The organism is Nakamurella sp. GG22 (genome assembly GCF_052976845.2).
Genome location: NZ_JBRIIO020000011.1, coordinates 122,112 through 136,356, shown reverse-complemented (window position 1 = coordinate 136,356; position 14,245 = coordinate 122,112). Strand labels below are relative to the sequence as shown.

General features: G+C 69.4%; 11 protein-coding genes. 8 read left to right on the top strand and 3 right to left on the bottom strand.

Translation table 11 applies throughout. The features are described 5' to 3' along the window. Nucleotides 1–13 precede the first annotated feature (13 nt). Both ACVBEQ_RS13060 and ACVBEQ_RS13055 read left to right on the top strand, forming a co-directional pair. Nucleotides 14–889: an amino acid ABC transporter permease gene (locus ACVBEQ_RS13060; protein WP_447153732.1), complete on the top strand. Its 876-nt coding sequence runs from the start codon at nt 14–16 to the stop codon at nt 887–889. Beyond that, the gene (locus tag ACVBEQ_RS13055; protein WP_447153731.1) at nt 886–1,671 is read left to right on the top strand and encodes an amino acid ABC transporter ATP-binding protein; all 786 of its coding nucleotides are present in this window, start codon (nt 886–888) and stop codon (nt 1,669–1,671) included. The genes ACVBEQ_RS13060 and ACVBEQ_RS13055 overlap by 4 nt, the downstream gene beginning before the upstream one ends. A gap of 15 nt (nt 1,672–1,686) precedes the next feature. Here ACVBEQ_RS13055 and pgm read toward each other — a convergent pair whose 3' ends face one another. Both pgm and ACVBEQ_RS13045 read right to left on the bottom strand, forming a co-directional pair. After that, the gene (gene pgm, locus ACVBEQ_RS13050; protein ID WP_447153730.1) at nt 1,687–3,333 is read right to left on the bottom strand and encodes a phosphoglucomutase (alpha-D-glucose-1,6-bisphosphate-dependent); all 1,647 of its coding nucleotides are present in this window, start codon (nt 3,331–3,333) and stop codon (nt 1,687–1,689) included. 85 nt (nt 3,334–3,418) lie between these two features. Then, complete coding sequence (locus ACVBEQ_RS13045) at nt 3,419–4,291, bottom strand: LLM class F420-dependent oxidoreductase (protein ID WP_447153729.1); 873 nt, start codon at nt 4,289–4,291, stop codon at nt 3,419–3,421. 130 nt (nt 4,292–4,421) lie between these two features. Here ACVBEQ_RS13045 and ACVBEQ_RS13040 point away from each other — a divergent pair, with 130 nt between their 5' ends. The 5 genes from ACVBEQ_RS13040 to ACVBEQ_RS13020 all read left to right on the top strand — a co-directional run bounded on the left by ACVBEQ_RS13040 (nt 4,422) and on the right by ACVBEQ_RS13020 (nt 11,851). Beyond that, nucleotides 4,422–4,700 (top strand): DUF2277 domain-containing protein, encoded by a 279-nt coding sequence (locus ACVBEQ_RS13040; RefSeq protein ID WP_447153728.1) that lies wholly within the window; start codon nt 4,422–4,424, stop codon nt 4,698–4,700. A gap of 91 nt (nt 4,701–4,791) precedes the next feature. Further along, nucleotides 4,792–7,257, top strand: a complete 2,466-nt coding sequence (locus ACVBEQ_RS13035; protein WP_447153727.1) for a glycogen/starch/alpha-glucan phosphorylase — start codon at nt 4,792–4,794, stop codon at nt 7,255–7,257. Between the two features lie 318 nt (nt 7,258–7,575). Next, nucleotides 7,576–7,767 carry a hypothetical protein gene (locus ACVBEQ_RS13030; protein ID WP_447153726.1) on the top strand — a complete coding sequence of 64 codons (192 nt, stop codon included), beginning with the start codon at nt 7,576–7,578 and terminating at the stop codon, nt 7,765–7,767. Nucleotides 7,768–7,845: 78 nt separating this feature from the next. After that, nucleotides 7,846–10,806, top strand: coding sequence for a helix-turn-helix transcriptional regulator (locus ACVBEQ_RS13025; protein ID WP_447153789.1), 2,961 nt, complete (start codon nt 7,846–7,848; stop codon nt 10,804–10,806). A 73-nt stretch (nt 10,807–10,879) separates the two neighbouring features. Further along, nucleotides 10,880–11,851: a hypothetical protein gene (locus ACVBEQ_RS13020; RefSeq protein ID WP_447153725.1), complete on the top strand. Its 972-nt coding sequence runs from the start codon at nt 10,880–10,882 to the stop codon at nt 11,849–11,851. A gap of 3 nt (nt 11,852–11,854) precedes the next feature. Here the strand turns inward: ACVBEQ_RS13020 and ACVBEQ_RS13015 are convergent, their stop codons facing one another. Then, nucleotides 11,855–12,784 (bottom strand): aminoglycoside phosphotransferase family protein, encoded by a 930-nt coding sequence (locus ACVBEQ_RS13015; RefSeq protein ID WP_447153724.1) that lies wholly within the window; start codon nt 12,782–12,784, stop codon nt 11,855–11,857. Nucleotides 12,785–13,244: 460 nt separating this feature from the next. Between ACVBEQ_RS13015 and ACVBEQ_RS13010 the strand changes: the two genes are divergently transcribed. Next, on the top strand, nt 13,245–14,234 hold the full coding sequence (locus tag ACVBEQ_RS13010; RefSeq protein ID WP_447153723.1) for an AraC family transcriptional regulator: 990 nt from the start codon (nt 13,245–13,247) through the stop codon (nt 14,232–14,234). Nucleotides 14,235–14,245: the final 11 nt, after the last annotated feature.

The window sequence follows — 14,245 nt, the reverse complement described above, 5'->3', positions numbered from 1 at the left end:
GCCGGTCGACCGGATGGCCACACCGCACGCCGAACGGCAGCAGGACGACTGGCAGCCATCACCACTGGCGTTGCAGCGCATGGCCTTCCGGCGGCGTCGGACCATCCGATCGGCCGTCGCGGCAGGTGTCTCGACCGTGGTCGTGGTGGTCGCAGGCGGGCTGCTGCTGGTCAATGCGCCGGGCTGGCCACGGCTGCGGAGCACCTTCTTCGACGTCGCCTACGGCTGGGAGGTGCTGCCCGAGATCGCCGCCGGCCTGTGGCTGAACCTGCGGCTGATGGTCATCTGCGAGATCGTCATCCTGGTGCTGGCGCTGGGCATCGCGCTGATCCGCAGCCTCCGTGGGCCGGTGTTCTTCCCGCTGCGGGCGGCCGCCACCGTCTACGTCGACATCTTCCGCGGCCTGCCGCTGATCCTGGTGCTGCTGCTGCTCGGCTTCGGGATGCCGAGTCTGCGGCTGAGCTGGCTGCCGTCATCGGCGTTGTTCTGGGGATGTGCGTCGCTGATCCTGGTGTACGGCGCGTACGTGGCCGAGGTGCTGCGGGCCGGGATCAATTCGGTCCACCCCTCGCAACGCGCCGCGTCCCGGTCATTGGGGTTGTCGCACTCGAAGACGATGCGCTTCGTCGTCGTGCCGCAGGCGTTCCGGCGGGTGATGCCGGCACTGATGAACGACCTGGTGTCGCTGCAGAAGGACACCGGCCTGATCTCCATCCTGGGTGTCGTCTACGACGCCGTGCTGGTCGCGAAGATCAACACGGCTCAGACCTTCAACTACACGCCCTACGTCGTCGCCGGGCTGCTGTTCGTGTTCGTCACCGTCCCGATGACGAGGCTGACCGACTGGGTCGCCCGCCGTCAGGGCTGGATCGGCGCCGGCACCGTATGACCGGCCCGACCGAGGCCGCCCCGGACGGCTCCCTGCTGGAGATCGCCGGCGTACGCAAGGCGTACGGCGACAACGTCGTGCTGCGCGACGTCTCGCTGTCGGTGCGGCCGCACGAGTGCGTCGCGCTGATCGGGGCCTCCGGTTCCGGGAAGTCGACCCTGCTGCGCTGCGTCAACCTGCTGGAGATCGTGGACGACGGCGTCATCACGCTCGAGGGACGCGACATCACCGATCCGGCGGTCAGCGACCTGCGTGCCGACGAGGTGCGGGCCCGGATCGGGATGGTGTTCCAGTCGTTCAACCTGTTCCCGCACCTGAGCGTGCTGGACAACATCACGCTCGCGCCGCGGCGGGTGCACGGCGTGCGGCGAGAACAGGCCGAGAAGGACGCCGCCGCGATGCTCGACCGGGTCGGGCTCGCCGACAAGGCGTCCGCGAAGCCGGACCAGCTCTCCGGCGGCCAGCAGCAGCGGGTGGCCATCGCCCGCGCGCTGGTGAACCGCCCGGTGCTGATGCTCTTCGACGAGGTGACGAGCGCACTGGATCCGGAACTGGTCGGCGAGGTGCTGACCCTGCTCGCCCAGCTCAAGACCGACGGGATGACGATGATGGTCGCCACCCACGAGATGGCCTTCGCCCGAGAGGTCGCCGACCAGGTGGTGTTCCTGGAGGGCGGCGTCGTCGTCGAGGTCGGCCCGCCCGAGCAGGTGCTGGGCGACCCGGTCGACCCGCGCACCCGCCGTTTCCTGCGCCGGGTCGGGCCGGCCGCAGGTGCGGGCTGACGCGGGCTGACCCTGCTAGCCCGCCAGCGCCGCCGAGACCACCTCGCGGGCCTCCTCCTGGACCTGCTTGAGGTGCTCGGGCCCGTTGAACGATTCCGCGTAGATCTTGTAGACGTCTTCGGTGCCGGACGGCCGCGCGGCGAACCATGCGTTCTCCGTCGTCACCTTGAGACCGCCGATGGCGGCACCGTTCCCGGGCGCTGTCACCAGCCTTGCGGTGATCGGCTCGCCGGCCAGCGAGTCGGCCTTCACGTCCTCCGGCGAGAGCTTCGCGAGCTTGGCCTTCTCCGCCTTGGTCGCCGGCGCATCGACCCGGGCGTACGCCGGGTCACCGAACTGACCGGTGAGTTCCTTGTACCGCTCGCTCGGTGACTTGCCGGTGACGGCGGTGATCTCGGATGCCAGCAGGGCCAGCAGGATGCCGTCCTTGTCCGTCGTCCAGACGGTCCCGCGCTTGCGCAGGAAGGACGCACCGGCCGACTCCTCGCCGCCGAACCCGATCGAACCGTCGATCAGGCCGGGAACGAACCACTTGAAACCGACGGGCACCTCGACCAACCGGCGGCCGAGTTGGTCCACCACCCGGTCGATCATCGACGACGACACCAGGGTCTTGCCGACGCCCATGTCGGCGCCCCACTCCGGGCGGTGGCTGTACAGGTAGTCGATGGCCACGGCGAGGTAGTGGTTGGGGTTCATCAGCCCGGCGTCCGGGGTGACGATCCCATGCCGGTCGGCGTCGGCGTCGTTGCCGGTGGCCACGGCGTAGCCGCCGCCCTCGCGCACCTTGGTGACCACGGAGGCCATCACGTTCGGGGACGAGCAGTCCATCCGGATCTTGCCGTCCCAGTCCAGCGTCATGAACGACCAGGTCGGGTCGACGACCTTGTTGAGCACCGTGAGGTCCAGGTGCAGCCGGTCGGCGATCGCAGCCCAGTACGCCACCGACGCTCCACCCAGCGGGTCTGCCCCGATATGCACGCCGGCGTCGCGGATGGCGGCGATGTCCAGCACGTTCTCCAGGTCGCCGACGTATCCGCCGACGAAGTCGTAGTAACCGGTGGTGTCAGCGTCCTTCGCCGCCTGGTAGTTCATCCGCTTCACGTCGGTGAGGCCGCCCGCCAGGATGTCGTTGGCCCGGGCGGCGATGACCGACGTCGCATCACTGTCGGCGGGGCCGCCGTTCGGCGGGTTGTACTTGAACCCGCCGTCGCGGGGCGGGTTGTGGCTGGGGGTGACGACGATGCCGTCGGCCAGCCTGGTCGTGCGCTTGCGGTTGGCCTTCAGGATCGCGTGCGAGACCGCGGGCGTCGGGGTGTACCCGTCCGCCGCATCGAGCATGACGGTGACGCCGTTCGCAGCCAGCACCTCCAGGGCGGTGGCGGTGGCCGGCCCGGACAGTGCGTGTGTGTCCGCGCCGATGAACAACGGCCCATCGGTGCCCTGGTCCGCGCGGTACTCGCAGATGGCCTGGGTGATCGCGAGGATGTGGTCACGGTTGAAGGCGGTGTCCAGACTCGAACCGCGATGGCCGGAGGTGCCGAACACGACCCGCTGGTCGGGATTCGAGACATCGGGGTGCAGGTCCTCGTAGGCCGCCAGCACGGCGTCGACGTCGATGAGATCGCTGGCCTGAGCAGGCTGTCCTGCGCGTGGATCCATGCGGGTATTGAACCGGACCCGGCCGGTCACGGCATCACCGAGCCCCCGACCGGCGTAGTCGCAGCGCCGGTGGAGGGCCCGATGCTCACCACTTCGCGATGACGGGGATCACCTCACGGCCGAGTGTGGTCAACGGGTCGATGGACCACAGCCGCGGCACGATCCCGTGCGCGTGAGTGATGCCCAGCTTCGAGAAGCCCTGCAGGGTCTGCAGAATCGCGTCGACGTTCTCACCCTTCTCGCCCGGGTCGAGGGGACACATCACGGTCTTCTCGATGTCGTCGTAGTTCCGGCCCTCCCGTTCGCAGTGCCCGCGCAGCACGTCCAGCTTGTGCTCCAGTTCCGGGCTCGGGAACAGGTTGCACGCCTGCGCATATTTGGCCACCAGTCGAAGGGTCTTCTTCTCGCCCGACCCGCCGATCAGGATCGGCGGGTGCGGCTTGTGCAACGGCTGCGGCGAGTTCAGGGTGCGGCCCAGCTGGTAGTGCCTGCCGTCGTACGCCCCATCGTCCCCGCTCCACATCTGCAGGCAGATCTGCAGGGTCTCCTCGAGCCGCTCGAACCGCTCCGCTGTCGGCGGGAAATCCAGGCCGAGGCCGGTGGCCTCCTCCTCGTTCCAGGCGGCGCCGATTCCCAGCCACGCCCGCCCGCCTGAGAGCACGTCCAACGTGCTGACCAGCTTGGCCAGCATCCCCGGCTGGCGGTAGGTCACCGCAGTCACCCAGGACACCAATTCCACGGTCGAGGTACGGGCGGCGAGATAGCCGAGAGTCGTGTAGGCCTCGAGCATCTCGTGCTCCGGCGGGCCGAGCAGGCCGATCTGCCAGAGGTGGTCCATCACGCTCACCTTGGTGAAGCCCACCTGTTCGGCGGTGGTCACGATGCGGTCGAGGTCGCCGCGCAACCCGGCCGGCCCGTCGGGATACGTGAAATCCGCGATGTGCAATCCGATTTCCATGACTGATCCTCTCGACGACCGAACGTCAACTTTTCGAGAGTAATGACGTGGTGACGGGCTGACGATCGCGCACCGTCGAAAGTCGCTTCGGGTCTTGCGTGCAATGCCCACGGTGACGACGCTGGTAAGTATGTGTCGCAACATTCGAACCCTGCACAACTTCGATCCGCCCGCCACCAATGACGAGGTGCACGCCGCCGCGCTGCAATACGTGCGCAAGGTCAGCGGCAGCACGAAGCCGTCCGCCGCGAACCAGGCGGTCTTCGACCACGCCGTCGAGGAGATCGCGCACATCACCCGGCATCTTCTGGAGGACCTGGTGACCACGGCGCCGGCCAAGGACCGGGACGTGGAGGCCGCCAAGGCACGCGCCCGGGCCGCTGAGCGGTACGGCCGCATCGCCGGGTGACGGTCGCGGGGTCCGGACGCCCCGGACATTCGGGATTTCACAGGACTTTTGCCGCGGAGACTCTCACACCAACCCTGGCTACTATCCGTCCGTGACCGCCTCCAAGCACATCGTCCAGGTCGACCTCACCGACGTGGAGACCTTCACCAGACAGTTCCTCGAGGAACTGCAATTCGGGCAGGGTGTCGCCCTGGTCCGTGCGACGACGCACGACCTCTACATGGCGCTGGCCAGAACGGTCCGCCAGCAGTTGATGTCCCGCTGGCTGGACACGCTGAACACCCAGCTCGACGCGAAGGCCAAGGCGGTCGCCTACCTGTCCGCCGAATACCTGCTCGGCCGGCAGCTGGACAACTCGTTGCTCGCCGCCGGGCTCAGCGACGTCGCGGCGAAGTCGATGGAGTCTCTGGGCCTGAACCTGGACAGCCTGCGGGAGGCCGAGGTCGAGCCCGGGCTCGGCAACGGCGGTCTGGGCCGACTTGCCGCATGCTTCATCGACTCCCTCGCCACCCTCGGCGTTCCCGCAGTCGGGTACGGGATCCGGTACGAGTACGGCATCTTCCGGCAGACCTTCGTCGACGGCGCCCAGGTCGAACAGCCCGATTCCTGGCTCACCAACGGCTCCCCGTGGGAGTTCCCGCACCCGGAAATGGCCGTCACGGTGCGGTTCGGCGGCAGCACCGAGCATTACGTGGACACCGACGGCGTTATCCGGTCGCGGTGGAACCACGGCTGGGAGGTGCGCGGGATCCCCTACAACTACATGGTCCCCGGATACGGCATCGGCAACGTCAACACCCTGCGGTTGTGGAGCGCGAGGGCCACCCAGGCGTTCGACCTGTCGGTGTTCAACGCCGGCGACTACCTCGAGGCGGTCCGCTCGCAGGCCTTCGCCGAGAACATCTCCAAGGTGCTGTACCCGGAGGACTCCACCCCGCAGGGCAAGGAACTCCGCCTGCAGCAGCAGTACTTCTTCGCGGCGTGCTCACTGCGCGATTTCCTCGACCACACGCTGCCCCGCGACTTCGACATGCACGACCTGCCCGACCGGGTGATCTTCCAGCTCAACGACACCCATCCGGTGATCGCGATCCCGGAGCTGATGCGGATCCTGGTCGACGAGCGGCAGATGGAATGGGACGAGGCGTGGGCCATCACCAAGAAGTGCTTCGCCTACACCTGTCACACGCTGCTCCCGGAGGCGCTCGAGGTGTGGCCGGTGAGCTTGCTCGGTCGGCTGCTGCCGCGGCACCTGGAGATCATCTACAAGATCAACGAGGACTTCCTCGAAGAGGTGCGGGCGGCCTACCCGACGGAGGAGTTCCGCGCACGGCGGATGTCGATCATCCAGGAGTACCCGTTCCAGGCCGTGCGGATGGCGTACCTCGCGACCGTCGCGGGTTCGATGGTCAACGGCGTCGCGGAGCTGCACAGTGAGTTGCTGCGCGACCAGGTGCTCTCCGACTTCGCGGCGTATTGGCCGGAGAAGTTCACCAACGTCACCAATGGCGTCACCCCGCGGCGGTTCGTCAGGCTGGCCAACCCGGGCCTGTCCAGGCTGATCACCGCCACCATCGGCGACGGGTGGGTGCGCGACCTCGACCGCCTGCAGGACCTGGAGCCGTACGCCGACGACGACGCCTTCGTCCGCGCCTTCGCCGCGATCAAGGGCGCGAACAAGGTACGGCTGGCCAGTCTGCTGGAGCGACGGGACGGCATCGTCCTCGATCCCAGCGCCATCTTCGACGTGATGGTCAAGCGGCTGCACGAGTACAAGCGGCAGACCCTCAAGCTGCTGCACGTCATCACGCTCTACCAGCGCATCCAGGACAACCCGGAGCTCGACATCCAGCCCCGGGTGGTGCTGTTCGGAGCCAAGGCCGCGCCCGGCTACCGGATGGCGAAGACGACGATTGCGCTGATCAACGCCGTCGCCAAGGTGCTGGAGGCCGACCCGCTGGTGGCCGGCCGGCTGAGCATCGCGTTCCCGGCGAACTACAACGTCACCCTGGCCGAGACGCTGATCCCCGCCGCGGACCTGTCCGAGCAGATCTCGCTGGCCGGCAAGGAGGCGTCCGGCACCGGCAACATGAAGCTGGCGCTGAACGGCGCCCTGACGATCGGCACCCTGGACGGCGCGAACGTCGAGATCCGGGACCTGGTCGGCAAGGAGAACTTCTTCCTGTTCGGGATGACCGAACCGGAGGTCACCGCCACCGCCACCGCCGGCTACCGGCCGCACACCTACTACGAGTCCGACCCGATGCTGCGCCGGGCGATGGACGCGATCTCCTCGGGCGAATTCTCCGCGGGCGACCGCGGCGCCTTCGCCCAGCTGGTCGACTCGCTGCTGCACCATGACCAGTACATGGCGCTGGCCGACTACAAGGCGTACATCGAGGCCCAGGACGCTGTCGACGTCGCCTACCGGGATCAAAAGGCTTGGACCCGCAGCGCGATCCTGAACGTGGCCCGCTCGGGCTTCTTCTCCAGCGACCGGTCCATCCGCGACTACATCGACCGGATCTGGCACACCTCGGCCGTCCCGATCGACTGACGGCTCGGTGGCCGGACCGAACCCCTCGGTCCGGCTGGGCCCGGCGCTTTCACTGAACTCCCCCCTTGCACACGCCCGCAAACCCCCGCCGGGCGCAAGGCTGAGGTTCAGTGGACGGCGCGACCTCGGCCGCAAGCTCCTTTCGGCGCCATCCCGGGGGCCCGACCTGAGGCACCTCAGACCACCTCAGTCGGCCATCTGAGGCATTCGGGGGCGGAAGTGTGCTCGCTCGTCCGATCCCGGGACCGGGTGCTCAGCAGCACTGTTGCTCTTACGACGACGAGCAACCGGTTCGCCGACGTTTCGAGGGAGAGCCCGATGAGCATGTCCTGGGGACCGGCAATTGACGCCGAACTCGGTTACCGCCAGCAGCAGGTCCGAATTGGCGTCCTCCGCGCCACCAATCGCCGTGCGGCCCGCAGCACTGCCCGCACCAACCGGCGGCGTTCCGCGCAGCGAGCGGAACGTTCCGCCTTCACCACGCTCGGGCGGCCGGCGCACGCGGCGTGACCGACGCAGGCGGAAGCCGCCAAACCAACGCCATCACCAGGAGCGACCCGAGCTGCGGTGTCGGTGCCAACTGACACTATGGACACCGTGGCTCGGTCCGCGGCAGGTGCGCCGTTCGTCGCTCGCTCCGAGCAGGTGGGGCAGTTCGAGCTGGCGCTCACCCGCGCCCGGGCCGGCGAGCCCGGAGCCCTGCTGATCTCGGGCGACGCGGGCGTCGGAAAGACCCGGTTGCTGGCCCGGATGGCGGAGATCGCCGCGGCCAACGGCGCGTTGGTCGTCACCGGTCACTGCATCGACCTCGGCGACGTGGGCCTGCCGTACCTCCCGTTCACCGACATCCTCGGCCAACTCCGCGGCACCACCGACACCGTCGAGCGGGCGATCGCCGCGCGGCCGGCGCTGGGCAGGTTGCTCGACGGCGGCATCGCCGAGGCGTCCGTCGGCGCCGAGAACCAGGCCGCCCGCCTCCAGTTGTTCGACGGGGTGGCCGCGGTACTGGGCGCCGTCGGCACTCCGGACCGCCCCCTGGTGCTGATGGTCGAGGACCTGCACTGGGCGGACCCGTCGAGCCGTGACGTGCTCCGGTTCCTGCTGGCAAGGCTGCGCAACGAGCATCTGCTGGTGGTCGGCACCTATCGGACGGACGACCTGCATCGCCGTCACCCGCTGCGGCCGGTCCTGGCCGAGCTGTTGCGTCACCCCAAGGTCGACCACCTCGAGTTGCCTCCGTTCACCCACGACGAGCTCGCCGAGTTCGGCGAGGCGGTCACCGGTCACACGTTGCCGGAGTCGGCCTTGCAGCGGGTTCTCGCCCGTTCGGAGGGCAACGCCTACTTCGCCCAGGAGTTGCTGGAATCCGGTTCCGACGCCGCCGCCCTGCCCGGCTCGTTGGCCGATGTGCTGCACGGACGGCTGGAGCGACTCGAGCCATCCGTGCAGACTCTGGCCCGGATCGCCTCGGTGGCGGGCCGCAGGGTGTCGGAGCCGCTGTTGTGGGCGGTGGCCTCTCAGGATCCGTGTTTCCCCGACCCGGCGACGTTCGATACCGCGCTGCGTGAGGCCGTCACCCATCACGTGCTCGCCGCCGAGGAATCGCGGTGGATCGCGTTCCGGCACGCGTTGCTGGCCGAGGCGGTGTACGCCGACCTGCTGCCCGGCGAACTGGCCTCCCTGCACCGCGCCTACCTCCGTCAGCTGACCGCCGATCCATCGCTGGGCTCACCCGCGCAGATAGCGCACCACGCACTGCGCAGCCACGAGTTACCGGCCGCGCTCGCGGCGTCCCATGCCGCGGCCCGGGAGGCGGCCGACGTGCTCGCCCCGGTGGAGGAACTTCGGCACCTGGAGACGGTGCTGCAGTTGTGGGACGCGGTCCCCGATGCCGCAGACCTGGTGGGCGAGGACCGGATCGAGGTGGCCATGTCCGCCGCGGCCGCCGCCAGCAGGGCCGGTCAACCGGCCCGCGCCGCCGCGCTCGCCCGCTCCGCGCTGGCCAAGGCCGACCCGGTCCGCGCCGCCGGGCTCACCCCGGCCGCGGTCACCTACCTCATCGACGAGGACCATGCGCGGGAGGCGTTGGACCTCGCGAACCGCGCGCTCGAGGTGCTGGACGCCGATGCCCCGTCGCCGGACCGTGCGAGATTGCTGGCCGCGCATGCCAGGTCGGCCCTCAACACCGATCTCGACGACGAGGCCCGGCGCACCGCGGAACGCGCCATCACCGAGTCCCGACTGCTCGGGGTGGCCGACGCCGAGGCCGACGCGCTCACCACACTGGCCGTGCTCTACGTCGACGACGCCGACCGGGCGGGCGCACTGCTCCGCGGCGCACTGGAAACCGCACGGAGCACCGGAGACCTGATCGCCGAGCTGCGCAGCGTGCACAACCTGGTCGCCAATCGGTATTACGCGGGCGCGCTGCGGGAGGCGGCCGAAATCTGCGACGACGGCATCGAGCGGGCCCGGGCGACCGGCGTGCTCTGGACCGGATACGGCGTCGGCATGTTGATCTTCAGGTCGCTGATCCGTTACGTGTCAGGCGATCTCGCTCCCGCTCCGCCGGACGTGGACTGGGTGCCCGAGTCCGCCACCTGGATCATGTCGGTGGTCGACCTGTACGCCGCCGCGGCGCGCGGTGACGCCGACGTGATCGCCAGGGGCCGCGCCGTCAAGGCCGACTGGCGGCGCGACCCGATGGCTGCCCTCATCTCCGGCGGCTGCACGATCGACGCGCTGACCTGGGCGGGCGAGCAGCAGGCGGCCGTCGACCTGACGCTGCAGGTGATCGAGTTCATGGAAGGCGCCTGGAACGACTACTTCCTCGGCGGAATCTGGCTGTCCGCGCTCGGCCTGACCGCCTTGGCCGACAGGGCGGAACAGACCCGGCTGGTCGGCGGCGACCCGTCACCGGACATCGATCTCGGCGGGGTCCTGCTCGAGCGGACGATCGAGACCGCACGTCGGGGGCGACCACGCGGGGGGCGACTCGGCCCGGAGGGCAGGGCCTGGATGGCGCGAGCCCGGGCAGAGCACGGCCGGCTCATCGGCGATGACGATCCCGCCCGGTGGGAGGAGGTCGCCCGCGAATTCGACTACGGGTACCGGTACGAGATCGCGCGCAGCCGTTGGCGGCGCGCGTCGGCGCTGGCCGCCGCAGGCGACCACCCGGCGGCGCAGTCGGAGGCACTGGCCGCACTGGCCGAAGCAGTCGAGATGGGCGCACGTCCGCTCGCTGACGCGATCCGGGACCTCGGCCGGCGGGCCCGGCTCGATCTGCCCGGCAGCCGGCCGGCCGTCGGAGTTCTGACCGACCGCGAGGAGGCGGTGCTGCGACTGGTCGCCACCGGCATGACGAATCGCCAGGTGGGCGAGCGCCTCTTCATCAGCGGGAAGACGGTCAGCGTGCACATGTCCAACGTGCTCTCCAAGCTCGGCGTCAGCGGCCGCGCCGAGGCCGTCGCGGTGGCGCACCGCCGGGGATTGCTGGCCGAGGAACACCGACCAGGAACGCCGACCAGGAACGCTGACCAGGATGACTGACCGAGAAACGCCGACCGAGAAACCCTGACCGCTCAATGCGGACTAATGAACGCGGACTCATGAACGCGGACTCATGAACGCGGAGGTTGACCAGGACCGGCGGGCCGTTGCCGCGACCCTGGGCAAGGATGAGCAGGTGGCCCAGACCGACGACGCGCTCCGCGAAGCGACGGACGAGCTGTATTCGGCGGATCCCGACGCGTTCATGACCCGGCGGGGTGAACTCGCCGCCGCGGCGAAGAAGTCGGGAGACACCGCGACGGCGAAGCGGATCGCCGCGCTGCGCAAGCCGACCCGATCCGCCTACGCCGTCAACTCGCTCGCCCGTTCCGACCCGGATGGCATGGCCGAACTGGTGGAACTCGGTGAGCGGCTCCGCGAGGCGGAGCGCACCGTCGACCCCAGGCAGATTCGCGAACTCACCAAACAGCGCCGGCGGCTGGTGAACGACCTGACCCGCCGGGCGTTCGACGCCATCGGTGACACCTCACCCAGCTCCGCGGTCCGTGACGAGGTGGTCTCGACACTGACCGCGGCGCTGGCGGAGGAGAGCATCGCCGCCCAGGTCGCGGACGGCACGCTGGTCAAACCGGCCCGCTGGGAGGGTTTCGGATCCGTCGGGTCGCCCGATCTCACACTGGTGCCGTCAGGAACCGACAGTGGCGCCAGCCGCAGAAAGTCTGAGCCAAGGCTGGAACCGACTGCGGTGCAGCGGCCGTCGTCATCGGGACGGTCGAGAGAAGACCGCGCCGAAGCCCGGCGGAAAGCGGAGGAGCAGGAAGCCGAGCGAAAGGCCCAGCAGAAGGCCGCCGCGGAGGAGGCGCAACGCGCCAGGCTCGCGGATGCACGGCAGGCCGCCGACGACGCCGAGGAGGCGTACCTGCTGGCGGCCGACGAGGAGCAGACCCGGGTGGACCGGCTGCGGGAACTCGAGGAGCAGGTTGCGGACGCCCGAAAGGCCGTCGACGAGGCCCGGGTCCAGCTCCGCCGCGCCGAGATCCGGCAGCGCCGGGCGGGGGATGCGCTCGCCCGGCTGGGCGGCTGACCGTCAGCGCGCCAGGTCGCGGGCGACCGCCGCCAGTGTCGGCGAGCCCACCGATTCCTGCACGCAACGGGCGAAGAGCCAGTCCCGCAGGCGTTCCGGGTCCAGATCGAGGAGTGCGGCGATGCGTCGGACGAAGCCGCGCGCATCGGCGGTCAGCCGATCCGGGCAGTTGAGCATGTGCTGCAGCGGATCGTAGGTGGGGTCGCCGACGTAGGGCTTCGGATCGATCACCAGCCACGGTTCGCGTTGCGCGGCAAGGATGTTCCCGGCGTGCAGGTCGGTGCACAGCAGCATCTGCGCCGGTGCGTCGAGCGGCAACTGCCTGAACATCTGGATGCCGTCCCGAGCCAGACCCGGGTCGAGCAGGTCGGCCCGGTCGGGCGCATCGGGACTCGCCAGCGCCGCCGCGAACCTGGCCTCGAACGAATCGCCCCACCAGCCGCACATGCTGGCCAGCGACCGGAACGGGTGGCCGGCCGGCGGCTGCACCCACAGCCGACGCAGCAGGGCGGCCACCAGCTCGTCCTGCTCGGCGGGCGGGCTGACGTCGGCGAGAACCGTTCCCGGGTCACACTCCTCGAGCAACAGCGCACGGCTCGACCCGATGACGGCGGAGTCTAGCAGCCGAACGGTGCCGTCACCCGCCCACACCCGCAGGCCGTCGGCTTCGTGCAGCCCCTCGTCCTCCAGCGCCGCGGCATTCTGCCGGACGACTTTCAGCACCACCCGCCGGCCGATGGGGTCGCGCGCCGGCGCAACCCACGCGGTGACGCCGCCCGGCTGATAGGGCCGGCCGGGCTGCAGTTCCCAGTACTGGGCGGTCACCCTGACGACGTCGGCCAGGTCGGCGAGCCAGGCGTGCGCCGCCGACCCCGGCGGCTCGTGCTGCTCGATCCATCCGGCCAGGTTCGCCGGAATCTCGAACGGGTGCATGGTCGTATCTTCCCCGAGGCGCCGGCCACCGCCGACTGCTTTCCGCCGGCCCGGAGCACTCACAGCATCGACGGTGTCTCAGATGTCGTGCGTGCTGAGCCCGCCAGCAGAGTGTCGACCCCGTCGACGAGCGCGCGCAGGGACACCCGCGTCCTCGTTTGCGGCTCATGCCCCCAGCACCGGACCCCGCCGCCGCGGTACCGAGGGCCCGACGATAGGCACTGCGGTCGTCACCGACTGTGTTGAGCGTGCAGCCTCCTGTTCCGACGGTGCAGGAAGATGCGACACGATCGCGTTGAGTCCGCAGACTTTCCTCGCGAGGAACCGGGGCACGATGCACCCCGCACTCCAGGGCGCCTGTACGCAGCGCGGAAGCCCCATTACCGTCATTCCGACGAAGCGTGTCGATCCGGACGACAGACGCCGGCAGCACGGGACACCGAAGGGAGCTCCGGCAACAGTGACCGTCATTCTGGACACCGACCTGTTGCCCCGGCAGGAGCGCGCCGACGCCATCGAGCACGCCATGCAGCTGTCCGGGATTCCCGCACGGCTCACCCACGAGCCTCCGGTCGACGAGGTGTCGGCGCGCATCGAACTGTGGGCGCTCGGCGGCGGCACCACCCTCATGCATCGCGAGGGCACGGGTGTGTGCCTGACCAGGACCCAGCGGCAGGTCCGCGCAGTCGCACCGGAGCGCATCGCCGTGACGGTGCTCGGTCCAGGTCGATGGACCTATGCGCAGGGTCGGCACGACCAGCAGGTCGAGTCACCCAGGCCGGCAATGGTTCTGACCGACCATGCGGTTCCGTACGAATTCAACCGAATCGGCGGGGGTGAGACCTTCTCGCTCAATCTCGATCACTCTGCACTCGGCCTGCCGATCGACCGGGTCCACGCTGCTGTCGGGCTCATCGCGTCCAGCCCGGTGTACCCGCTGGTCCGTGACAACATCCTGCAGCTCAACTCGACGCTGATCGCGGAGCCGGCCGGTCCGACCTGGGCGATGCTCGGCAACGCCGCGACCGAGCTGGTCCGCGCACTGATCATCAGTGCAACCGAAGATCAAGCGCGCCAGTACGTTTCCATCACCGACAGCCTGGGTCTGCGGATCAAACTGCACGTCGAGGCACACGTGCGGGATCGGGATCTGACGCCGTCCCGGATCGCGCACGAGCACCACATCTCGCTCCGCCAGCTCTACAACGTCTGGTCGAGGACGAACGAGCAGCCACTCGGCCAGTGGATCATCGCCCAGCGACTCGACGCCGCGCGCCGCGACCTTGCCCGACCGGACTCGCGTGCTCGCACCATCGCCGCGGTCGCCCGGGATTGTGGATTCGTCGACACCGCCCATTTCGCGCGCACATTCCGCCAGGCGTACGGGATGTCACCGCGTGAGTGGCGTGCGATCGCGCGGTTGGACAGTGCCGCGACGAGCCAGCGCTGAGCTCCTGCGCG